Source organism: Thioalkalivibrio sp. ALMg9 (assembly GCF_000380625.1).
GTDB classification, from domain to species: domain Bacteria; phylum Pseudomonadota; class Gammaproteobacteria; order Ectothiorhodospirales; family Ectothiorhodospiraceae; genus Thioalkalivibrio; species Thioalkalivibrio versutus.
On record NZ_AQYC01000007.1, the window covers coordinates 84198 to 106750 of the forward strand.

Below are 22553 nucleotides of genomic sequence, written 5' to 3' on the forward strand. Positions count from 1 at the left end.
GCGCCGCACGCGATGCTGACCTACATCCTGCGCCGCATGCTCCTGATGGTGCCGACCCTGTTCGGGATCACCGTGGTCGTGTTTGCGGTGATGGCGGCCGCACCCGGTGGGATCAGCGCCCTGACGCTGGTCGAAGGCCAGGGCCTGGAGCCCCAGGCACAGAAGGCGATGGAGGACTACTACAACCAGCTCTACGGGCTGGATCAGCCGGCCCCGGTGCAGTTCGGGCGCTGGCTGAACAACATCTCGCCGATCGGATTTGCCCAGGACGCGGACGGCTCGCTCACCGGCTGGCCACACTTCAAGGTCCCCAATCTGGGCACCAGTTTCCGCTATGGCCGGCCGGTGATCGATCTGGTGGCCGAACGCTTGCCGATCACGTTGCTGCTGAACGTGCTCTCCATCCCGCTGATCTACATCGTCGCGGTTGCGGTGGGGGTGCGCGCGGCCACCCAGCATGGCCAGGCCTTCGATTCGCAGTCTGGCGTCGTGCTGCTGGCCCTGTGGTCGGTGCCGACCATGCTGGCCGGCGTGTTGCTGATCGGCTTTTTTGCCTCCGACCAGTTCTGGCAGTGGTTCCCCACCGGGGGGCTCAGCCAGCGCGCGGCGCTGGACATGACTTTCCTGCCCACGGTGGAGGTGGTCTGGGCGTTGCCGTTGTTGCTGATCCTGCCGTTTCTGGGGGTGGCGCTGGGGATCTACCTTGCGCGCTACCTGCCCGCCCGTATCCGCGGCGGGGTCGGGGCAGCACTCGGGGCCGTCTGCGGCTGGCTGATGTTCCGCGATCTGGCACCGGCCGGGATGGTCAGTACCGCAGTGGCCGTGCTTCTCGGGGGCGGAGTGGGCTGGATGATGGCGCACAGTGATTGGGGCGTCCTGCGCGGGTTTTATCTGGGCACCCTGGGGCTGGGTGCCGGGCTGGCGCTGGCGCTGGGCCTGGCGCCGGGCCATATGGTGCCGGGCTTCCTGCTGGACCGGGCCTGGCACCTGGTGTTGCCAGTGCTGTGCCTGTCCTACGGCGGGCTGGCATTCCTGGCCAAGCTTTCGCGTTCGGCGGTGCTGGAGAACCTGACCTCGGATTACGCGCGTACGGCGCGCGCCAAGGGGGTGGCCGAGCACGACGTGCTGTGGCGTCACGTGTTCCGCAATTCCCTGCTGCCCCTGATCACCGTGTCGGCCACGCTGCTGCCCTCGCTGCTGGCCGGCTCGGTGATCGTGGAGGCGATCTTCTCCATTGATGGCATGGGCAAGCTGGCGGTGGAGGCCGTGCAGACGCGCGACCGCGAGCTGGTGCTGTCGATTACCCTGATCTCGGGCGTGCTGACCCTGGTGGGCTATCTGCTGGCGGATCTGGCCTACGCCATCGTCGATCCGCGGGTGAGCTATGACTGAGACCGCGCACAACGCGCAGCAGGCGGATCGCCGCAGCCGTTCCTGGGCCCGGCGCGTGGTGGGCGAGATCCTGCTGCGCTGGGGTGCCCGCCTCGGGATTGGCTGGATCGCGCTGCTGACCCTGGTTGCGGTCCTTGCGCCAGTGCTGGCGAATTCCCACCCGCTGCTGGTGCAGACCGCCGACGGCGCGTGGGCGCTGCCTTTTCTGCGCTACCTGACGGCGGCGGACGTCACCCTGTTTGGTTTGCTGGTGCTGGCACTGATCTTCTGGCGTCTGCCCGGGCGGCCATGGCGGCGCTTCGGTCTCTGGGCTGTGCTGGGCGCGGTGCTGGGCGTGGTGGCCTGGCAGACGGTGTCGCCGCCGTCGCTGGTGATTCACGAGCAGTACCGCGAGGCCGAGGTGATGGGCGAGTATCAGCGGGTAATCCGCGCGCCGATCCCGTACTCGCCGCGCGACTACCTGCGCGATTACGCCGATACCGGGCTGGAGGCCCCGCGCGAGTCCCCGGATCGGGTGCACTGGTTCGGTACGGACGATACCGGCGCCGACGTGCTCTCGCGCATGATCCACGCCACGCGCATCGCGCTCTCCATTGGCTTCATCGCGACCGGGATTGCGCTGGGGATCGGGGTGATCCTGGGTGGGCTGATGGGCTATTTCTCGGGGATCGTGGACATGATCGGGATGCGCCTGGTGGAGATCTTCGAGGCCATCCCGACGCTGTTCCTGCTGTTGACCTTCGTCGCCTTCTTCGGCCGTTCGCTGTACCTGATGATGCTGATCATCGGCCTGACCTCATGGTCCGGCTACGCCCGTTATGTGCGTGCCGAGTTCCTGCGCCTGCGCCAGCAGGACTTCGTGCAGGGGGCCATCGCCTCGGGGTTGTCGCTGCCGTCCATCCTGTTCCGGCACATGCTGCCGAACGGCATCGCCCCGATCCTGGTCGCGGCCAGTTTTGGCGTCGCCTCCGCGATCCTCGCCGAGGCGACCCTGTCGTTCCTCGGCCTCGGACTGGTGGATGATCCCTCCTGGGGCCAGATGCTGAACCAGGCGGTGCAGAGCTCCACCTTCAACTGGTGGATGGCCGCCTTCCCCGGCGGGGCGATCTTCCTGACCGTGTTCGCCTACAACCTGATCGGCGAGGCCCTGCGCGACGCGGTGGATCCCCATGCGCGTTCGGCTGCACGCACTGCCAATCGCGACGAAGGTGGGCGCCCGGCGGCCGGGGCCACCAGCGCCACCAGTGGCGGGGTGCGCTGACCATGCTGGAGGTGCGCAATCTGCAGATCCGCCACCGCGACGGCGAGGCGGCGCTGGTGGAGGATGTGAGCTTCGCCATCCGCGAGGGCGAGCTGTTTGCGCTGGTCGGGGAGTCGGGCTCCGGCAAGTCGATCACGGCGCTGGCCATCATGCGTCTGCTGGATGCGGGCTTCGAGAGGCCCTCGGGCGAGGCCTGGCTGGCCGGGCGCGAAGGCCGCCAGGAGTTGCTGGGGCTTCCCAGCGCGGTGATGCAGCACGTGCGCGGCGACCGCATCGGCATGATCTTCCAGGAGCCGATGACCTCCCTGAACCCGGTGCTGAAGGTGGGCGATCAGATCGAGGAGGTGCTGCGCCTGCATCGCCCGCAGATGAGTCCGGAGCAGCGCGCGGCGCGCACCCTCGAGGTCTTGAGCGAGGTGCAGTTGCCGAACCCCGAACAGCGCCGCGACGAGTACCCGCACAAGCTCTCCGGCGGCCAGCGCCAGCGGGTGATGATTGCCATGGCCCTGGTTGCCGAGCCGGATCTGCTGATCGCGGACGAGCCGACGACCGCGCTGGACGTGACCATTCAGGCCGAGATCCTGAAGTTGATCGACCACCTGCGCGAGAAGAACGGCATGGCGGTGCTGCTGATCACCCACGACTTCGGCGTGGTGGCCTCGGTGGCTGATCGCGTGGCGGTGATGCGCCAGGGGCGCCTGGTGGAGCAGGGGGAGTGCCTGCCGCTGTTGCGCGCTCCGCAGGACGCCTACACCCGCAAGCTGATCCAGGCGCTGCCGGAGAACCTGCCACCGCTGCCGCCGGTGCCGGGCGCGGGGCGCGAAGCGCTGTTGCAGGTGTCCGGCCTGCAGGTGCACTTCCCGGTGCTGAAGGGCCTAATGCGTCGCCAGGTGGATGTGGTGCGGGCGGTGGATGACGTCAGTTTCGAGCTGGAGAATGGCGAGGTGCTGGCCGTGGTGGGGGAGTCCGGCTGTGGCAAGACCACCCTGGGCCGCGCGATCCTGCGCCTGATCGAGCCGACCGGTGGCGAGATCCGCTACCGGGGCGAGTCGTTGACCCACATGGCACGCAAGCCGTTGCGCCGGCTGCGGCGGCACCTGCAGGTGGTGTTCCAGGACCCGGCCTCGTCGCTGAACCCGCGCCTGAACGTGCTGACGCTGCTGACCGAGCCGATGGCGGTGCATGGCATCGGCGCCAATCAGGACGAGCGAATCGCCCTGGCCGGGAAGGTGCTGGATCAGGTGGCGTTGCCGGAGGACACCCTGTGGCGCTATCCGCACGAGTTCTCCGGTGGTCAGCGCCAGCGTATCGCGATCGCGCGGGCCCTGGTGCTGGACCCGGACGTAATCATCTGCGACGAGGTGACCAGCGCGCTGGACGTATCCGTCCAGGCAGAGGTGCTGCAGATCCTGGGCCGGCTACGCGCGGAGCGACGTCTGGCGATGATCTTCATCACCCACGACATGGGCGTGGTCGAGTACTTCTCCGACCGCATGCTGGTGATGCACGACGGGCGCATGGAGGAGATCGGCGCTACCGCCGAGGTGCTGGCCAATCCGCAGGCCGACTACACCCGCCACCTGCTGGATGCCGTGCCGCGCGTCTCGCGTTATCTGTAAGCCCGCCCGCGCTGTGCGGTGCATGGCCGCCGTCTGGCGGTTGCGGGTCGCTTACCGTAGCGAATGCTTTCCTGGTGTTCTCTGCGTGTGTTCCGTGCCCTGTGCGGTGAACAACGGCCTTTCCGCTCTGCTGACCCGTGTGGGGTCGATCTACTTCTGGCAGGCGGGGCAGTAGCTGCTGGCGCGCTGGCCGATGCGGCGCGTGCGCAATACCTCGGCGCAGACCGGGCAAGGCTCGCCGGCGCGGCCGTAGACGCGCAGCGACTGGCGGAAGTAGCCGTGGGTGCCGTCCTCGTGCAGGAAGTCGCGCAGGGTGGTCCCGCCCTGTTTAATGGCCGCCGCCAGCACCGCCTTGATGTGACTTGCCAGGCGCTCGTATTCGGCGCGCGTGACGCGTCCGGCCGCGCGCCCGGGCCGAACCCCGGCGAGGAACAGGGCCTCGGTGGCGTAGATGTTGCCCACTCCCACCACGATCGCCTGATCCATGATGAAGGCCTTGACCGGGCCCCGGCGGCCGCGGCTGCGGCGGAACAGGGAGTCGCCATCGAATTCCGGGTCCAGGGGTTCCGGGCCGAGGTCGGCCAGCAAGGTGTGGGATAAGCCGCCCTCGGGGAGCGGCAGGCAACAGCCGAAGCGGCGCGGGTCGTGCAGTCGAACCTGGTAGCCGTTGTCCAGGTGCAGGGTCAGGTGATCGTGCCGGCGCAAAGGCGTCTCGGGCGTGCAGTGGCGCAGGCTCCCGGACATCCCGAGATGCAGCAGGAGGCCGGTACGATCGGTCTCCAGCAACAGGTACTTGGCGCGCCGGGTCAGGCTGCGGACCCGGGCGCCGGCCAGTTGCTGCACCAGCTCCGGCGGCACCGGCCAGCGCAGGCGCGGCTCGCGGACCTCGAAGGCCGTGATGCGGCGCCCGGCCAGCAGGGGGGCGAGCCCGCGCCGGGTGGTCTCGACCTCGGGCAGTTCAGGCATGCACGCCCTCGATTTCCAGCAGCAGCTCGCGCCGGCAGACGTCGCCGCGGACCCACTGGACGATCGGCCCCGGATGGACGTCGTGGTAGTGCTCGGCGAGGACCGCGGCGACCTTGGGCCGGTCTTCCGGATGTCGCAGGTAGACGCGCAGCCAGGCCGGGCGTGGCAGTTCGTGGCCGGCGGTGTCATGCAGGGACCGCAAGTTGGCCAGGGTCTCGCGTGCCTGGGCGACGACGTCGTCAGGGTGACGGCTCTCGTGGCCCACGATGCTGGCGGTGCCGGAGAGCAGGATGAGTGGGCCGCTCGCGGTTTCCAGGCGGGTCGCGCGGGCGAAGGTCGGGCTCTTCGGGCTGTAGCGCGCCGGGTAATGATAGGCGCTGACCTGACGCGGGTTCTCCAGGGACTCGGCCGGGGTGCGAGTGGCGATCAGGTAGATGACCAGCTGGCGCTGGTCGCTCCCGATGGCCGTGGCGGCCGGCATGCTGGCCAGCGGGATCTCCAGGGCCTCAAGCGCGGTGGCGCGGCCCATGCAGAAGGCCTGATAGCGTTCCAGCCCGTCCTCCTCGGCATGGATGTCGCCAAAGTAGTTCCATACGCGTGCCAAATGCTCGAAGCCGCGCGCTCGGCAGGCGGCCAGCAGGGCGCGGTAGGCGTGTTCGGTCTGTTCCCGGAGGCCGTTATCCGGTCCGCTCCAGGTCGCGAAGAGGACGTCCTCGTGTTCCAGCAGGCGGACGGGCCCCTCGTGGATCGGCGTTGGCGTGCCGCTGGCGGTCCAGTACTCGACATAGTGATCCGGCGCCAGGGGGTGCAGGCCCGGGCGGATCTCCAGGTGGCCGGGCCCGCTGTCGATCCCGGCGGGTTCGCGCAGCCGGATGTGCATTCCCGTTTCGGGGCCGGCGGCGGCTTCCGGCATGAGCTGGCTGCGCAGGGTAAGGGGGGGCATCTAGTTCTCCGCCAGCGAGGCGAGCAAATCTTCGGTCCAGCGTACGGCCTCCAGGTAAAGGCGGCTGGAGACCGGCGCCGGGACCGGGGCATTCGTGTTGTCCAGCGGGGGTGTCGGGCCTTCGAAGGCGGCGATGGTCGCCAGCAGCGGTGCCAGCGGTCCTGCGCCTTCCATCAGGGCCTGTTCCATTTCGGTGGACAGGTGGAGTTCGCCCAGGATGTGTCGCAGCGGTACCCCCAGCACGCGATCCATCCCGGAGAGCATGCCGAGGGTGAAGTAGCGTTCGCACTCCTCGGGGTGCAGGCCCAGGGCGCGCGCCATCAGCATGCCCATACGGGCACGGATCATGACCTGCTCGAGCCCGTGGGTGGGATTGCCGGTACCACGCAGTACCATCAGCATCGCCAGGCGTTTGATGCGCCCCTGGCCCAGGCGCAGGATCGCGTTGTAGAGCGAATCGGTCGGGCGAGAGCCGCGATAGGCCGGGCTGTTGGCGATGCGCAGCAGCTGGATCGCGAGCCCGGGCTCGGCGGCGATCAGTTCCTCCAGCTCGGCCGGCGTCGGATCCGGCGCCTGTAGCGCCCGCAGGAGGCGCAGCAGGGCCACTTCCAGGCTCTCCAGGCGCTGCCCCTCGATCACGTGGGGGAAGGACAGGTGAAAGCCCTGGAACAGGCTGAAGCCAAGGGCCTGGCAGCGAGCATAGGCCTCGGCCGTTTCGACCTTCTCGGCCAGCAGTTCCACGTCGAAGGCGCCCAGGGTGGTGACTTCCTGTTCCAGGCGCTGGCCGCCCAGGGCGAGCACATCGAGCTTGACCAGATCCGCCAGTTCGACCAGCTCGGAATGGCTCTCCTGAAACTGGTAGTCATCCAGTGCGATGCGAAAGCCCCGGCCCTTCAGTCGGCGTACCGCGGCGATGACCTCGGCGTCGATCTCGATATCCTCGAGGATCTCCAGCACGACCTGTTCCGGTGGCAGGCTGGTGATGACCTCGTGTTCGAGAAAGCCGCGGGTGAGATTGACGAAGGCCAGGTGTTCGCCGACCAGGTGTTGGAGACCGATGTCGATGAAGGCGCTGCGCAGGAGATCGGAGGTGGCCAGGTCGCCGTCGGTGACCGAAGCGGCATCCAGGTGCCCAGCGCGAAACAGGAGCTCGAAGCCGACCAGATTCTCCTGATCGTCAAAGATGGGTTGCCGGCCGACAAAAATTGGTTGCATGCTTGCGCTAGGGAAACACTGATTAATGTACACGCTCGCGCTCGAGTCGCTTTGGTGTGCGAACAAGACGCGGCGACTGCCGTGCGGTCACTCTGCACAAGGGAGCCGCAACGCCGTGCGCACGCCCGTTTTCGTCAACAACGGGCGTGCGAGCCTCGGCGTTCAATAACTTGCGGGGTTGGCGCCCCAGGTTCCCCGATCCTGCGTTGCGCCGCTTGCGGGTGGAGTCACTCCCCGCTGCACGACGCGCCGGGTCTCGGAAAACCTGGGGTACCAACGCGAGCGTGTACATTAATCAGTGTTTCCCTTGGTCAAAAACGGATGGGCGGCCACGACTGCGTGCGGCAGGCCGGCTCGGGAGGGACATAAGCACCATGGATTCGATTGATGCGCCATTTGGAGAAGTCGTGGAGTTGCGCCAGATCCTGCACGACTCGGGGGTCCCGCTGCTGCGGGTTATTATCCGCGATGGCGGGCGTTATACCAAGATCGAACTGGACCCGGCGACGGCTCACCGCTGGGGCCGCGTGATGACGCGCTGGGCAGAAACCGCCGCCGAGGGGGCCGCGACGCCAGGGGATGGCGGGCAGCCGGATCCGGTCTGAGCCCGCGTCAACGGGGGATATGGCTGGATGCAGACGCGCTCGAGATGATCTCGAGCGCGGACCGGGCGCGTTGAGCGAGGCGTGGCCGAGCCCCATGAGCCGAGTGGCAAGTGGGAAACGGTGCGTTAACGCGAATGCGTTTTCCGGTACGGACCGCGCGCGCCAACACAAAAAAGGCCCGGAACCGCGTTGGCGGGCCGGGCCTTTTTTCGCCTGTTGTCAGGCAATCGAGCCGATGGGCGCGATTACTTGATCTTGGCTTCTTTGTACATCACGTGCTTGCGGACGACAGGATCAAACTTCTTGATCTCCATCTTCTCGGGCATGTTCCGCTTGTTCTTGGACGTGGTGTAGAAGTGCCCGGTGCCGGCGGAGGACACCAGGCGGATCTTGTCGCGTGCGGACTTGGCAGCCATCGTGAAGCCTCCTTAGACCTTTTCACCGCGGGCACGGCAGTCCGCCAGGACCGCGTCGATGCCGCGCTTGTCGATAATCCGCATGCCCTTGCAGCTAAGGCGCAGGCGTACGAAGCGGTTCTCGCTCTCCACCCAGAAACGGTGGAAATGCAGATTGGGCAGGAAGCGCCGCCGCGTCTTGCGGTGAGCGTGAGAAACGTTGTTACCGGTCGCCGGGCGTTTGCCGGTCACCTGACATACTCGGGCCATCGGGGGACTCCGGAATTTGGGTCTACCAGAAAGACGGCGGACTATAGCGTAGCCCCGGGGCGGGTGCAAGGGAGGCGCTGATCAATTCGGGAACATTCGCGGCGGCTTTGGAGCAGGACGCCGCGTCCCGAAAGGCCAATCGGTTCGAGTGTGAACGTGAACGATCCGGTTAGCGGTTGTTTGCTCGCTTGAGGGCCGCTCGCTCATCGGTCTCCGGGCACAGGCCGGGAACGAGGCCTCGGTCGTGGGCCCAGGCGATAATCGCCTCCAGCGGCATCGGGCGGGCGATGCCGTAGCCCTGAGCCGCGTTGCATCCGTAGTCGCGCAGCCGCGCCAGGGTGGCCGCGTCCTCGGCCCCCTCGGCGACCACCTTGAGGCCCAGATCCCGGGCCAGGCTGATGCTGGCGCGGGTAATCTGCTCGTCGACCGGGTGCTCCAGCATTTGCCGTACAAAGGCCTGATCGATCTTGAGAGTCGTCACCGGCATACGTTTGAGGTAGGCCAGCGACGAATAGCCGGTGCCGAAGTCGTCGATGGCGAGTTCCAGTCCGGACTCGGTCAGGCGACGCAGGGCCCGGATCACCTCGTCCGGGTCCGCCATCAGGGCGGTCTCGGTGAACTCGAGTTCCAGGGCGCAGGGTGGAAGCCCCGAGACGCGCACCTTCTCCAGCAGGCGATCGGCAAATCCGGGGTCGAGGAAGTTGCGCGCCGAGATGTTCACGCTGACCGGCATGTCCAGGCCTTCGACGCGCAGGCGGGCGATGTCGGCCAGTGCGAGATCAAGGACCCGGTCGGTGAGGCTGTGGATCAGTCCGGTGCGCTCGGCCGGCGGGATGAACTGGTCGGGAGGGATGCGGCCGCGAACCGGGTGTTTCCAGCGTAGCAGGGCCTCCAGGCCCATCACCTGATCGCTCGCGAGATTGACCTTCGGCTGGTAGTGCAGGCTTAGCTGGCCGTCGTCCAGTGCGCTTTGCAACTCGCCCAGGAGTTCCACGGTGTACAGGCTGTGCTCGTTGCTGCGGCGGTTGTAGCTGCGATAGCGGCGCCCCGAGTGACTGGCCTCGTGCATCGCCATCCAGGCCTTGGTCAGCAGTCGGGAGGGTTCATCCTGTTCGTGAAAGGGGAAGGAGGAGACGCCCGCGTGGGCCCCGAGGTAGACCGGGATCTCGAAGACCTCGAAAGGTGTTTGCAGGCATTCGATTGCGGCGCGTGTGACGGCGAGTGTCTCTTTGCGGCTGCGGTGGGGCAGGATCAGGGCGAAGTGATCGTCGTGGATGTGGAACACGGACGCCCCGGCGGGCTCGGCCACTGCCTGCAGGCGCTCGGCAATGGACCGCAGCAGGGGGCGCTCGGCGGCGAAGCCCAGGGCGCCAATGCTGTCCGGGTAGTTGTCCATCTGCAGGCTGATGACGAACACGCGGGTGGCCGCGGCGTGCGGGGCGTCGGCCTGGGTCATCAGTTGCCGGGCATACTGCTCGAGCGACTCGCGATTGGGCAGGCCGGTCACGGGGTTGTTGTAGGCCTGTTCCAGAAGCCGTTCCGAGTGGCGGCGCAGGGTGTCGAACAGCCAGCCGGAGAATCCCCCGAGGACGATGTAGATGCCGGTGCGCGTGAGCCAGTTCAATGCGGGTTGAGCCGCCCCGGTGGCGGTATCCAGGGGCATGAACGGACCCAGGAGCAACCCCGCCAGCAGCCCGAAGGCCAGCCCGCCCCACAGCCCGAACAGGGCGGCCCCCAGCAGCACCGGGATGAGGATGAAGTTGAGGTAGGCAGTGGAGGTGCCGCCGGTCTCGTATACGATCAGCGCGACCAGCGCCATCAGGAGCGGGACGGCAGCGGCCCCGGCGAGTCGCCAGCCTCCGGGGATCCCCTGTGAGCGGGCATGTGACCAGGTGGAAAACGGGGTCGGCGCCATTCCGGTTCCTTCGGTTTGTGCCATTCGGGTGCCGCCACGGTTATCGACGTAGTGGGCCGGTTTGCGTGCAGGGTCGGGAATCGCCGCGTCGCGAGAAGTGGTCGCTGTTGCCGGTCGCGGGGGCTTGGTAGCATTCCTCGACCAGGGTTTCCCTGATTGTCTGGAACCTTCTACTTGGCGGAGCGGCATGGCCGATCGGCGTTTGCAGGTCTTTCTTACGGTGGCACGGTTGCTGTCCTTCACCCGCGCCGCCGAGGTGCTGCATATGACGCAGCCCGCGGTCACCTTTCAGGTGCGCCAGTTGGAGGAACAGCTGGATACCCGACTGTTCGACCGCAACCACAATCGAGTCACCCTGACTGATGCCGGACGGCTGGTACAACGATATGCCGAACGCATCTTTGACACCTATGGAGAGATGGAGGCCGCGCTACGCGAGTTGAAGGGCGCGGACGGCGGGGCGTTGGTGATCGGCGCCAGTACCACGGTGGCGGAATACATGCTGCCGGCGCTGCTGGGTGCATTCCGCCGCGAGCATCCGGATATCGGCATTCGCCTGCGGGTGGGCAATACCGAGAATGTCGTGGTGATGGTCGAGGAGGGCAGTGTCGATCTCGGCATCGTCGAGGCCCCGGTGACCCACCGTAGCTTGCAGGTCCAGCCCTGTCTGGTGGACCAGCTGCGGCTGATCGTGCCGCCGGAACACGAGCTGGCCCGGCGCGACACGGTGACCGTCGCCGACTTCATCGAACGCCCATTCATATGCCGCGAGGAGGGTTCCGGGACCCGCGAGGTCATCATGGAGTACCTTGGGCGCGCCGGATACGACCGCAGCAGTCTGCGCGGCTGCATGGAACTGGGCAGCCCGGAGGCGATCAAGGGCGCGGTGGTGGCCGGCATGGGGGTCTCGGTGCTGTCCGAGGCGGTGGTGGCGAAGGAGCTGGCCCTTGGCGAGCTGGTGGCGTTGCCGCTGTCGCCGCCGCTGGAACGGCCGATCTCGCTGGTGCACGCGCGGCAGAAATTCCGCGTACCCACGCTGGAGGTGCTGATGCAGTTCCTGCGCGGGTACTGCACCGGTCAGCGTCCGCTCGCCCCCGCATCAGAACTCAAACAGGATTGACGTGACATGAAGAACTACTGCGTGGTGCAGCATACCTATTCCGAGTTTCTCGGCCTGATCGAGTCGCAGCTGGAGAAGCGCGACATCGGCTTCTCCTACTACCGACCGTTCGTGGGTCAGGACCTGCCGGGCTCCGCGGCCCAGTTCGACGGGCTGTGGCTGCTGGGCGGCGCCTGGCCGACGGCGGATCACGAGGAGAATCCGCAGGTCCCGGACGAGCTGTCGCTGATCGATATCTTCCGCCGCTCGAAGCGTCCGGTGGTGGGCGTCGGTATGGGCGGGCTGCTGGTGGCCGAGCAGGCCGGTGGCACGGCGCACGAGGACCCGATGTACCGCGCCCGTTTCGTGACCGCGCACAAGACCGCGGCCGGGGAAGGCGACGCACTGGCCGAGGCACTGGATGGCCGGCGGGTGCTGCAGCTGGTCAACGGCCGCGTCGACCTGCCGGAGGACGTGCAGCCGATCCTGGTGGACGACGACGGCGACTGGCTGGCGATCCGGCCGGACGAGCTGACCTATGGCATGCTGTTCCGACCCGAGGTGAAGCCCGGGATGCTCGAGGACATCATCATGGAGGCGCGGCACAATCCGCCGCCGAACATGGGCGAGCTCCTGGGCGAGGCGCGCATGGAATGGGGCGAGATGCAGAAGGTGACCGAGGACGTGCTGGTGGCCCTGGTAAAGACGCTGGGGCTGATGCAGGAACGCCGCAAGATGCCGGTGTTCAGCCTGAAGATCGAGGACGAGGGATGATCCCACCCCTGGGCATGGGCAACGAGGGGGGCCTGTCCGGGGGCGATCTCGGGTCGGTGCGCGGCGGTGCGCGCAAGAAGGGCCGGGAGGACCCGGCCAAGGCGATCGCCGAGATCGCCGCGCGGCTGTCGACCGAGGATCAGGCCAGCCTGCTGAAATTTGCCCGTTTTCTGGAGCAGGAGTCGCCGGCCCCCGCGCCGGAACCGGTTCCCGAGCCGGAGCCGATCCCGCGTCCGGAGAGCGAGTCCGTCATCAAGGCGATGCGCCGGCTTTCCGCGACCTATCCCATGCTGGATCGCTCCAAGCTGCTGAACGAGACCTCGGCCCTGATGGGCCAGCACGTGATGCAGGGGCGCCCGGCGGTGGAGGTGATCGACGAGCTGGAGGTGGTCTTTCGGACTCACTACGAGAAGGCCGTCGTCCAGGATCCGACCCGACAGACGGATGCCGACCATGACGAGGCGCCGGGAGGGGCCTCGCAATGATCGATATCCTGCGCCAGTGGTACCAGCGTCATTTCACCGACCCGCAGGTGGTGATCCTGGCGTTTCTGCTGCTCGCGGGATTCCTGATCATCGTTTTTGCCGGGCGCATCCTGGCGCCGCTGCTGGCCTCGCTGATCATTGCCTACCTGCTGGAGGGGGCGGTGCGCAAGCTGGTCTTTTTGCACATCCCGCGCATCCTCGCGGTCACCCTTGTGCTGTTGGCCTTCCTGGCGCTGACGGTGGCGGCGCTGTTCAGCGTGGTGCCGCTGATGTCGGCCCAGGTGACCCAGCTGGTGCGCGAGCTGCCGGGGATGATCTCCGAGGGCCAGAACCTGCTGCTGCAGTTGCCCGAGCGTTACCCGCAACTGATCAGTGACGATCAGGTGTTCGAGCTGATGGGGGCCATTCGCGCCGAGGCGACCCTGCTGGGGCAACGTGTGGTGTCGTTCTCGCTGTCCTCGGCACGGCACCTGGTGGACGTGGTGATCTACCTGATCGTGGTCCCGCTGATGGTGTTCTTCATGTTGAAGGACCGCGATCTGATCCTGAACTGGATCCGCGGCTTCATGCCCCAGGACACCCACCTGGCCAGCGAGGTCTGGACCGAGGTGAACCTGAAGATCGCCAGCTACGTGCGCGGCAAATTCATCGAGATCGTGATCGTCTGGGCGGTCACCTTCCTTACCTTCAACTGGTTCGGGCTGGAATACGCCGTGCTGTTGTCGTTCATGGTGGGCATCTCGGTGATCATTCCGTACATCGGCGCGGCCGTGGTGACCATCCCGGTGGCGGCGGTCGCATACTTCCAGTTCGGCCTGAGCTCCGAGTTCGCCTGGGTACTGATTGCCTACGGGGTGATCCAGTTTATCGACGGCAACGTGCTGGTGCCGCTGCTGTTTTCGGAGGTCGTCAACCTGCACCCGGTGGCGATCATCGCCGCGGTGTTCGTGTTCGGCGGCATCTGGGGGCTTTGGGGGGTATTCTTTGCCATCCCGCTGGCGACGCTGGTACATGCGGTGATCAAGTCCTGGCCGCGCGCCCAGCGGCTGCCGCCGGAGTCCTCTGGAGAGCCGGCGGCCGCCGCGGCCGAAGCCGCCACCAAGTAGCCCGACATCCCTGATCGCCGGCCCGCCCGTGTGCGGGTTCGGCGGTCTGCCCGTGACATCAAGAACAAGAAGAACGCATGACCGGAACCGAGATCCTGATGAACGTGACGCCCCAGGAGAGCCGAGTGGCCCTGGTGGAAAATGGCGTCCTGACCGAGCTGCACCTGGAGCGCGCCCGCCGCCGCGGGATCGTGGGGAACATCTACAAGGGCCGGGTGGTGCGGGTACTGCCGGGCATGGATGCAGCCTTCGTCGATATCGGGCTGGAGCGCACGGCCTTTCTGCATGCCTCCGACGTGGCCCCGGTGGAGCGCGAGGAGCTCAATGGCAACGGCCCGTCTGCCAGCGACGCCCCTGCGGCGCCCGTGGCCGGCGGCAATGGCACCGGCACGCCGGCCCCGGTGGTGCGCGAGGGTATCCGCGAGCTGCTGCGCGAGGGGCAGGAGGTCCTGGTGCAGGCAGTCAAGGACCCGCTGGGCTCCAAGGGCGCGCGGCTTACCACCTATATCACCCTGCCGTCGCGCAATCTGGTGCTGATGCCGAACCAGTCCAATGTCGGTGTGAGTACGCGCATCGAGGACGAGGGCGTGCGCGCACGGCTGCGTGCATCCATTGAGCAGTTGCGTGACGAGTTGGCGCCGCAGCACGGCTTTATCGTGCGCACGGCCGCGGAGCTGGCCGACCACGAGGCCATGTATAACGACACGGCGTTCCTGAAGAAGGTCTGGGATACCCTGCAGGAGCAGGCTGTCGGGGCCCCGCCGGGGACCGAGGTCTACGCCGACCTGCCGCTGGTGGAGCGCATCCTGCGCGACATGGTGGGGGGCGATATCGAGCGTATCCGCATCGATTCGCGCGAGACCTATCAGAAGGTCTGCGGCTTCGTCGAGCGCTACCTGCCGGAGCTGATCGGCCGGATCGAACACTATCCGGGCGAGCGCCCGATCTTCGACCTGTTCAACGTCGAGGAGGAGATCCACCGTGCCCTGGAGCGCAAGGTGGAACTGAAATCCGGTGGCTACCTGATCTTCGACCAGACCGAGGCGATGACCACGGTGGACATCAACACCGGCGGTTTCGTCGGCCATCGCAAGCTCGAAGAGACCATCTTCAAGACCAATCTGGAGGCCGCGCAGGCGATCGGTCGCCAGCTGCGCCTGCGCAATCTCGGCGGGATCATCATTATCGATTTCATCGACATGCAGGACGACGAGCACAAGCGCCAGGTGATCCGCGCGCTGGAAAAGGCCCTGGAACGCGATCATGTGAAGACCCAGACCTGCGACGTGTCGCCGCTGGGCCTGGTGGAGATGACCCGCAAGCGCACCCGCGAGAGCCTGGAGCACCAGATGTGCGAGCCCTGCCAGGTGTGCAGCGGGCGTGGCTATCTGAAGTCGGCCGAGACGGTGTGCTACGAGCTGTTCCGCGAGATCCTGCGCGAGGTGCGCCAGTACGACGCGCGCGAGCTGCGCGTGCTGGCCTCGCAGAACGTGATCGACCTGCTGCTGGACGAGGAATCCGCCAGCCTGGCCGAGCTGCAGAGCTTTGTCGGCATCCCGATCCGCTTCCAGGTGGAGACGCTGTACACCCAGGAACAGTTCGACGTGGTCTTCGTCTGATCTACAAGTAGTATGTAGACAGGCACCCGGTCCCCGTCTCCGTCAGGGAGGAAGAGGCGCGAAGATGAATCGCCAGTGCGGACCCAGCACGGATACGGGTCCCGGTCGGCCGGGCGGGTCGGATTGCGCCTCCCCGGTGGAGAAATGAGACGCCGGTCACAAATCCTGAGGGTGGCGCTGGGCGCCTTCCTGGCGCTGGTCATCGTGATCGTGCTGCTGCGCCTGGCGCTTCCGCACTGGGATGGTCTGCACGCCTGGGTCGAGACCACCGCCAGCGAGCAGCTCGAGCGCGAGGTCACGGCCGCAGGGATCGAGCTCGGCTGGACCGGCTGGTCGCCGGCGCTGGTGGCGCGCGATGTCCGCGTGGCGATGCCGGATGGTGAGCCGGTCGCCATCGACCACATCGGGGTCGCGCTGAGCGTTGGGGCCAGTCTGCGCAGTCGCCATCCATCCTTCGCAGTGCGTGTTCGGGGCGTCGAGCTGCGCTTGGTACGCCACGCCGACGGACGCTTTTCCCTGCACGGTCGCGAGCTTGGCATGGGCGAGGGCCGCTTGTTCACGCTCCCCGTGGAGCAGTGGCCGGATGTCGAGGCCGAGGCCATCCGGTTGGTCTGGGACGATCGCAGCGCCGGCCTAGAGTCCGATGCGTGGCTGGACCGGGCCGCCCTGCGCACGGCGCATGACGGGTCGCTGCGGATGCACCTCGAAGGGGTGCTGGATGGCGAGGCCGCGGGCGGGCACTTCGAATTGGGGCTGAAGGCCCCCGCAGCGGATTTGCGTGATGCGCGCTTCTTCCTGCGGGCCGATGCGGTCGACCTGACCGCCTGGCAGCCGTGGCTGGCCTACCTCGGCTGGCCCGCGCCCGAGGGCACGGCCGCGCTGCGTCTGTGGGGCGCGCTCGACGAGGGGCGCATGGCCTGGCTGCGTGGGGAGCACGAAACCACCCTCAATCTGGCCGGGGAACCGGTCGGCCCGGCCATCGGACATCGTTTCGACTGGCGGGTGCAGGAGGATCGCCACCGCTCGTCCTGGAGCGGGACCCAGCCCGGGTCCGGCGATCTGCGCCTTGCCTACCGCCTGGAGGGCAAGCCGGAGGGGCTGGTGGTGGACGCGGTGGAAATGGCCGCGCGCGATCTCGAAGTGGAACCTTACGCGCCGCTGCTCACGCTGCTTCAGGATGCGGCGCCCGAGTTGGCGGAGCGGATCGCGGACCTGCATCCGCGCGGCACCCTGGACTTCGCCCGGCTGGAGGCCCGCCGCGCGGATGGCCGTCTGCAGCCTGTCTGGGCGGAGGCCGATGTGCACGACCTTGGCTGGCGCGCGGGGGATCACGGGCTTGGGGTGCAGGGTGCCTCGGGGTATATGCAATGGCGCCGTGGCGGTGTGGAATTGCTGCTGGACAGCCGCGACCTGCAGATTGACCTGCCGCGTGTGCTGGCCGATCCGGTGCCGCTGGATACGGTGCGTGGACGGCTGCGTGCCGAGCGCGATGATGCCGGACACTGGCGCCTGGCGGGCGAGGGCCTGAATGCCGCCAATGCCCATGCCGCGGTTCGCGGCCGCCTGCGGGTACTGCTGGATGGTCACGCGGCCGGACCCCGGGTCGATATTGCGATGGACATTCTGCGTGCCGACGGTGATCACACCGCGCGCTACCTGCCGCTTTACCACCTGCCGGACAACACCTACCAGTGGCTGGTGGACAGCATCGTTACGGGCACGTCCTCCGGCGGCGGCATGGCCTATCGCGGGCGCGGGAAAGACTTCCCGTTCGCCGGCGACGAGGGTGTGTTTGATCTCTGGGCGGATGTCGAGGCGGGTATCCTCGACTATCAGGAGGGCTGGCCGCGGGCCGAGGACCTCAGTGGCCGGGTCCTGTTCCACAACGCGAGCTTCCGCGCCGAGGGTGCGCGCGGGCGCATTCTGGACACCGAGGTGCGCGCCACCCGGATCGGGATCGAGGACATGGAGCATGCGGTCCTCGAACTGGAAGGCACGGCAGAGGGCGATGCGGCGGACCTTCTGGCCTACCTGCGCCAGGCCGAGCTGCTGGAAGACGCCGCCGAACTCCGTGACCAGGCGCGGCTGGACGGGCCGACCCGGCTGGGTCTGTCGCTGAACCTCCCGCTGCAGGCGGGCCGAATGGCCGCGACCCGCGTCGCCGGTGAGCTGGACCTGCGGGGTATCCGCGCCGAGGTCTCGGGCTGGCCGACCATTCTCGAGGCCGTGGAGGGACGGGTCGAGTTCGATACTGCGGATCGCGTGACGGCCGACGGGGTTACCGCGCGGGTTCACGGCGAGACGGTGACGCTGGGGGCGGACTGGCCGCTGGATGGCGAGACGGCGCGGTTGACGGCGCGCGGTCCGCAACCCCTGGCCCCGTGGCTGGAGGATTTCCCGGAGCTTGCGCCCTATCTCGACGGGGCGGCGCACTGGGATGCCCAGCTGCGCTTGGGGCCGGCGGTGGACGGGGTTCGTCTGGAGTTGCGCTCGGACCTGGTCGGGGTCGCGATCGACTGGCCGGAGCCGATCGGCAAGTCCGCGGCGGCGGCCCGCGAGCTGGAGCTGGTGCTGCCGCTCGGGCATGACGGCGCCGGTATCGGCCACCTGACGCTGGGGCAGGTCCTGCGCGCACACCTGCGCCTGTCACCGGCGGCCGCGCCGGAGGACCCGGCCGCACGGGGTGCCGAGCCGCGTACGGCCGCGCGCGGGATCGGGTTGCAGGCCATGGCGCTGGAGATCGGTGCGCCCCGCGCCAGTGCCCTGGCCTTGCCGGGGGCGGGGGTCTCGGTGCGGGCGCGTCTGCCGGAGTTGGCGGTCGACCCTTGGCTCAAGGCCCTGAGCGAGGCCCCCTGGGGTGGTGATGTGGATCTGGGCGCGGCCAGCGAGGGCGCCGGGGAAGCCGCGGGAGCGGTCGCGTTGACCCGCCTGGAACTGGATATCCGCGACCGCATCCGCTGGGGCGAGCAGGACCTGCCCGGTGCGCGCTTCCTTGGCCGACGCGGGGATGCGGGCTGGGATCTGGAGGCCACTTCCGACTGGCTGGCGGGCGAGGCCCGCTGGCGCCCGATGGGAGCGGGCGGGCGCGACCGCTGGGAGGCGCATGTGCGCCACCTGGTCCTGGAGGAGCTTGAGTGGGGCGGAGAAGCGGACCCCGATCCCGGGGTGAACCCTGTCGCAGTCGGGGGCTTCGAAGACCCGCGCGTATGGCCGGCCGTGGACTTGACCCTCGACAGCCTGGCGCTGGGGGATTACCGTTTCGCGGACATCGAGCTGGGGCTGGAGCCGCAGCCGAACGGACTGGTCGTCCGGGACCTGGAGCTGCGGACCCCGGACGGTGACCTGCACGCAGACGCTGTCGGGGCCTGGCGGGTGACCACCGGTGGTGTGCCGGAGACGCGCCTGGACGTGAGCCTCTCCGGCGGTGATTGGGGCCGGGCGCTCGCGTCGGCGGGGTTGTCGCGTGCGATGGTCGGGGGGAGCGGTGACGGTTCGCTGTCGCTGACCTGGCCGGGGCCGCTGTATGCCCCGCGCCTCGCGCAGCTGGCGGGCTCCATGGAACTCTCCCTGGAGGACGGGCGTCTGGCGGATGTCGAGCCGGGCGCCGGCCGCCTGCTCGGCCTGGTGAGCCTGGACGTGTTGCCGCGGCGGCTGCGGCTGGATTTCCGCGACGTGTTCACCGAAGGCCTGACCTTCAGCGAACTGACCGCGGAGGCGACACTGCGCGATGGTGATCTCTACGTGCCGGCCCTGCGCATGGAGGGTCCCTCGGCGCGCGTGCGCCTGAGTGGTCGCACCGGGCTGGTGGCGCGCGACTACGATCACGAGATCGTGGTCGTGCCCAGCCTGCGTACCGCGCTGCCGATTGTCGGGGCGCTGGTGGGCGGACCGGTGACCGGGGTCGTGGTGCTGCTTGCGGAACGCGTGCTGGGGATTGGGGATCAGATAGAAGAGGCGGCCCGTGTCGAATATTCGGTGACGGGCCCCTGGGACGACCCGCAGGTGCGCGTGCTGGTGCAACCGGCCGCAGGTGCCGAAGGGACTGATAACGACTAACGCCGGCAGGGATCGGCGTTGCGGGCGCCATAACCGGCCCCGGTAACCAGATGATCGGAGCGACATGACTCAGGTAGCGGCCATCCAGATGGCCTCCGGACCCCAGCCCCAGGCGAACCTTCTGGAGGCGAAACGACTGCTGCAGGAGGCCGCCGACAAGGGCGCCCGCCTGGCCGTCCTGCCGGAGAACTTTGCCTTCATGGGCATGCAGGAGACGGACATCCTCGGGATCGCGGAGGTCGCCGATGGCGCGGGCCCGCTGCAGGCCTTTCTCGCGGAGCAGGCCCGGCGCCTGGGGTTGTGGATTGTTGGCGGGACCATCCCGCTGCAGACCCCGGACTCCGAGCGGGTGCGTTCGGCTTGCCTGGTGTTCGACGACCGCGGGCAGCAGGTGGCGCGCTACGACAAGATCCACCTGTTCGACGTGTGCCTGCCGGACAGCACCGAGGCCTATACCGAGTCCAAGGTCTTCGATCGGGGCGATCAGGTGGTGGTCGTCGATACGCCGGTCGGCCGCATGGGCCTGGCGATTTGCTACGATCTGCGCTTCCCCGAACTGTTCCGGGCCCTGCTGGACCAGAATGCGGAATGGGTCGCCCTGCCGGCGGCCTTCACCGCGCAGACTGGGCAGGCGCACTGGGACGTGTTGCTGCGGGCGCGCGCAATCGAGAACCAGTACTACATGCTCTCGGCGGCCCAGGGCGGCTTCCACGTGAACGGCCGCGAAACCTACGGCCACAGCGCGCTGGTGGACCCCTGGGGTCGGGTGGTCGGCCAGTTGCAGCGCAACCCCGGGGTGCTGCTGGCGAACCTGGATCCGACCCAGGCCGCGCGCATCCGGAGCAGCTTCCCGGCGGTGGACCACCGCCGCCTGCCGTGCCCCAAAACCACCTGACCCCGCACCCTGGCCTGGGTCAGGGTGGCGATATACCCGCAACGGCCGCGCGCTTGAAAGCGAACGGCGTGCCCCAAGCTCCATACTGAAGGCCGACAGCTGCTCCCCCATGATGGACACGGAACAGCGGATTTACGGAACCCGAGAGGACTTCATGATCGACCGCCTTGCGCAACAGACCCTGCTCGACCCCGCCGGTCTCGGCGAAAGCGAGCTGAGCGCCCTTCTGGGCACCACCTTCGGTCACGGTATCGATGGCGGTGACTGCTACTTCCAGTTCTCCAGCCAGGAGGGCTGGTCGCTGGAGGACGGCATCGTGAAATCCGCCAGCTTCAACATCGAACGCGGCGTTGGCATCCGTGTGGTGCGCGGCGAGCAGACCGGGTTCGCCTACTCCGACGACATCGCGATGCCGGCCATGCTGGAGGCCGCGAAGACCGCGCGCAGCATTGCCAGTGCCGGGCAGAGCGGGCGCATTGCGGTTGCCTCGCGCGCGTCCTCGCGGCCGGCGCTGTACGCCCCCGACAATCCGCTCGATTCGCTGGGCGAGCAGGCCAAGATCGACCTCCTGAAGGAGGTGGATGCCGTCGCCCGCGCCGAGGATTCCCGCGTGACCCAGGTGATGTGTTCGCTGGCCGGGGTGCACGAGGTGGTGCTGGTACTGAATGCCCGCGGCGAGATGACTACTGACGTGCGCCCGCTGGTGCGCCTGAACGTCCAGGTGATCGTCGAGCAGGGCGGGCGCCGCGAATCCGGCACCTCCGGAGGCGGCGGTCGTCACGGCTACCAGTACTTCCGCGAGGATGGCCGCGCCGCCGGTTATGCCCGCGAGGCGGTGCGCCAGGCCCTGGTGAATCTCGATGCGCGCGACGCGCCGGCCGGCAGCATGAAGGTGGTGCTCGGGCCCGGTTGGCCGGGCATCCTGTTGCACGAGGCGATCGGCCATGGGTTGGAGGGCGACTTCAACCGCAAGGGGACCTCGGCCTTCTCCGGACGCATCGGCGAGCAGGTGGCGGCCAAGGGCATCACCATCGTCGACGACGGCACCCTGGAGGGCCGCCGCGGCTCGTTGAACGTGGACGACGAAGGCAATCCGACTCAGCAGACCGTGCTGATCGAGGATGGCGTGCTGCGCGGCTACATGCAGGACGAGATGAATGCCCGCCTGATGGGTACGCAGTCCACCGGCAATGGCCGCCGCGAGTCCTACGCCCGGCTGCCGATGCCGCGCATGACCAATACCTACATGCTCGGTGGCGACGCCGATCCGGAAGAGATCCTGGCCTCGGTGGACGACGGCCTGTATGCGGTCAACTTCGGTGGCGGGCAGGTGGATATCACCTCCGGCAAGTTCGTGTTCTCCGCCTCGGAGGCCTACCGGGTGGAGAAGGGCAAGGTGACGTACCCGGTCAAGGGTGCGACCCTGATCGGCAATGGCCCGGATGTCCTGACCCGGGTGTCGATGATCGGGAACGACATGAAGCTCGATTCCGGCGTCGGCACCTGCGGCAAGGAGGGCCAGGGCGTGCCGGTCGGCGTGGGACAGCCCACGCTGCGTATTGACGGCATGACCGTGGGCGGTACCCAGGCAGCCTGAGGGCTGCGGGGCCCGATGCAACCAAGGAGGCACAGATGAATCTCGATTTTCTCGAACAGGAACGTTCCCTGCCGGAAGGGCATGGCCACGACAAGATCGTCCAGTGGCATGTCTTTCGCGCGCGCGACAAGGCCGAGCAGTTCGCCCACCACGTGGAGCTGAGCGAAGGCCAGGACCTGGTGGGCGGCTGGACGCGTGACAGCGTCGGCATGCTCTACTGGGTCGGTGTGCACGTCGACGACCTGGAGCGCTGGGGTAACGCCGGCGCGGTCCACAAGCACGGCGCCCGGGTCGACTAGTCATCCCTTCCCCGGGCCATCCGGCCCGGGGTGTCCTTGTAT

At 67.8% G+C, this 22553-nt stretch carries 19 protein-coding genes; 13 read left to right on the plus strand and 6 right to left on the minus strand.

All coding sequences use genetic code 11. The annotated features are described in order from the left end of the window. Positions 1 to 12: 12 nt before the first annotated feature. From F792_RS0103985 to F792_RS0103995, 3 genes are read left to right on the plus strand one after another with little or no spacing between them, the layout of a single operon-like run. Positions 13 to 1392 carry an ABC transporter permease gene (locus F792_RS0103985; protein ID WP_018143944.1) on the plus strand — a complete coding sequence of 460 codons (1380 nt, stop codon included), beginning with the start codon at positions 13 to 15 and terminating at the stop codon, positions 1390 to 1392. Then, positions 1385 to 2653 (plus strand): ABC transporter permease, encoded by a 1269-nt coding sequence (locus F792_RS0103990; RefSeq protein ID WP_018168461.1) that lies wholly within the window; start codon positions 1385 to 1387, stop codon positions 2651 to 2653. Before F792_RS0103985 ends, F792_RS0103990 begins: the two co-directional genes overlap by 8 nt. 2 nt (positions 2654 to 2655) lie before the next feature. Beyond that, positions 2656 to 4272 (plus strand): ABC transporter ATP-binding protein, encoded by a 1617-nt coding sequence (locus F792_RS0103995; RefSeq protein ID WP_018168462.1) that lies wholly within the window; start codon positions 2656 to 2658, stop codon positions 4270 to 4272. 150 nt (positions 4273 to 4422) lie between these two features. Here F792_RS0103995 and mutM read toward each other — a convergent pair whose 3' ends face one another. Genes mutM through F792_RS0104010 form a run of 3 tightly spaced genes read right to left on the minus strand, consistent with a single transcriptional unit; the run spans position 4423 to position 7396 of the window. After that, on the minus strand, positions 4423 to 5238 hold the full coding sequence (gene mutM / locus F792_RS0104000) for a bifunctional DNA-formamidopyrimidine glycosylase/DNA-(apurinic or apyrimidinic site) lyase (RefSeq protein ID WP_018168463.1): 816 nt from the start codon (positions 5236 to 5238) through the stop codon (positions 4423 to 4425). After that, a complete protein-coding gene (locus F792_RS0104005) occupies positions 5231 to 6181 on the minus strand; it encodes a hypothetical protein (protein WP_018168464.1) in 951 nt (316 codons plus the stop codon). The genes mutM and F792_RS0104005 overlap by 8 nt, the downstream gene beginning before the upstream one ends. Continuing rightward, entirely contained in the window at positions 6182 to 7396 is a 1215-nt protein-coding gene (locus F792_RS0104010) for an EAL and HDOD domain-containing protein (protein ID WP_018168465.1), read from the minus strand. Positions 7397 to 7770: 374 nt separating this feature from the next. On the opposite strand from F792_RS0104010, the gene F792_RS0104015 reads away from it, so the two are divergent. Further along, a complete protein-coding gene (locus F792_RS0104015; RefSeq protein WP_018143938.1) occupies positions 7771 to 8001 on the plus strand; it encodes a hypothetical protein in 231 nt (76 codons plus the stop codon). A gap of 245 nt (positions 8002 to 8246) precedes the next feature. On the opposite strand, the gene rpmG is transcribed toward F792_RS0104015, so the two are convergent. The 3 genes from rpmG to F792_RS0104030 all read right to left on the minus strand — a co-directional run bounded on the left by rpmG (position 8247) and on the right by F792_RS0104030 (position 10581). After that, positions 8247 to 8417 (minus strand): 50S ribosomal protein L33, encoded by a 171-nt coding sequence (gene rpmG / locus F792_RS0104020; RefSeq protein WP_017941410.1) that lies wholly within the window; start codon positions 8415 to 8417, stop codon positions 8247 to 8249. A 12-nt stretch (positions 8418 to 8429) separates the two neighbouring features. Further along, positions 8430 to 8666, minus strand: a complete 237-nt coding sequence (rpmB, locus tag F792_RS0104025; RefSeq protein WP_018143937.1) for a 50S ribosomal protein L28 — start codon at positions 8664 to 8666, stop codon at positions 8430 to 8432. A 169-nt stretch (positions 8667 to 8835) separates the two neighbouring features. Continuing rightward, on the minus strand, positions 8836 to 10581 hold the full coding sequence (locus tag F792_RS0104030; RefSeq protein WP_018168466.1) for a bifunctional diguanylate cyclase/phosphodiesterase: 1746 nt from the start codon (positions 10579 to 10581) through the stop codon (positions 8836 to 8838). A 187-nt stretch (positions 10582 to 10768) separates the two neighbouring features. Between F792_RS0104030 and F792_RS0104035 the strand changes: the two genes are divergently transcribed. The 9 genes from F792_RS0104035 (at position 10769) to F792_RS0104075 (ending at position 22511) form a co-directional block, all read left to right on the plus strand. Next, complete coding sequence (locus F792_RS0104035; protein ID WP_018143935.1) at positions 10769 to 11701, plus strand: LysR family transcriptional regulator; 933 nt, start codon at positions 10769 to 10771, stop codon at positions 11699 to 11701. Between the two features lie 6 nt (positions 11702 to 11707). After that, positions 11708 to 12454 carry a type 1 glutamine amidotransferase gene (locus tag F792_RS0104040; protein ID WP_018143934.1) on the plus strand — a complete coding sequence of 249 codons (747 nt, stop codon included), beginning with the start codon at positions 11708 to 11710 and terminating at the stop codon, positions 12452 to 12454. Next, on the plus strand, positions 12451 to 12939 hold the full coding sequence (locus F792_RS0104045) for a hypothetical protein (RefSeq protein ID WP_018168467.1): 489 nt from the start codon (positions 12451 to 12453) through the stop codon (positions 12937 to 12939). The genes F792_RS0104040 and F792_RS0104045 overlap by 4 nt, the downstream gene beginning before the upstream one ends. Further along, positions 12936 to 14045 (plus strand): AI-2E family transporter, encoded by a 1110-nt coding sequence (locus F792_RS0104050; RefSeq protein WP_018168468.1) that lies wholly within the window; start codon positions 12936 to 12938, stop codon positions 14043 to 14045. Before F792_RS0104045 ends, F792_RS0104050 begins: the two co-directional genes overlap by 4 nt. Before the next feature lie 77 nt (positions 14046 to 14122). Beyond that, a complete protein-coding gene (locus F792_RS0104055) occupies positions 14123 to 15664 on the plus strand; it encodes an Rne/Rng family ribonuclease (RefSeq protein WP_018143931.1) in 1542 nt (513 codons plus the stop codon). Positions 15665 to 15808: 144 nt separating this feature from the next. Then, positions 15809 to 19720 (plus strand): YhdP family protein, encoded by a 3912-nt coding sequence (locus tag F792_RS0104060; protein WP_038084334.1) that lies wholly within the window; start codon positions 15809 to 15811, stop codon positions 19718 to 19720. 64 nt (positions 19721 to 19784) lie between these two features. Then, the gene (locus F792_RS0104065) at positions 19785 to 20615 is read left to right on the plus strand and encodes a carbon-nitrogen hydrolase family protein (RefSeq protein WP_018168470.1); all 831 of its coding nucleotides are present in this window, start codon (positions 19785 to 19787) and stop codon (positions 20613 to 20615) included. Between the two features lie 154 nt (positions 20616 to 20769). Next, on the plus strand, positions 20770 to 22212 hold the full coding sequence (tldD, locus tag F792_RS0104070) for a metalloprotease TldD (protein ID WP_026305890.1): 1443 nt from the start codon (positions 20770 to 20772) through the stop codon (positions 22210 to 22212). A gap of 35 nt (positions 22213 to 22247) precedes the next feature. Then, positions 22248 to 22511, plus strand: coding sequence for a hypothetical protein (locus tag F792_RS0104075; protein ID WP_018143927.1), 264 nt, complete (start codon positions 22248 to 22250; stop codon positions 22509 to 22511). The last annotated feature ends 42 nt before the right edge of the window (positions 22512 to 22553 follow it).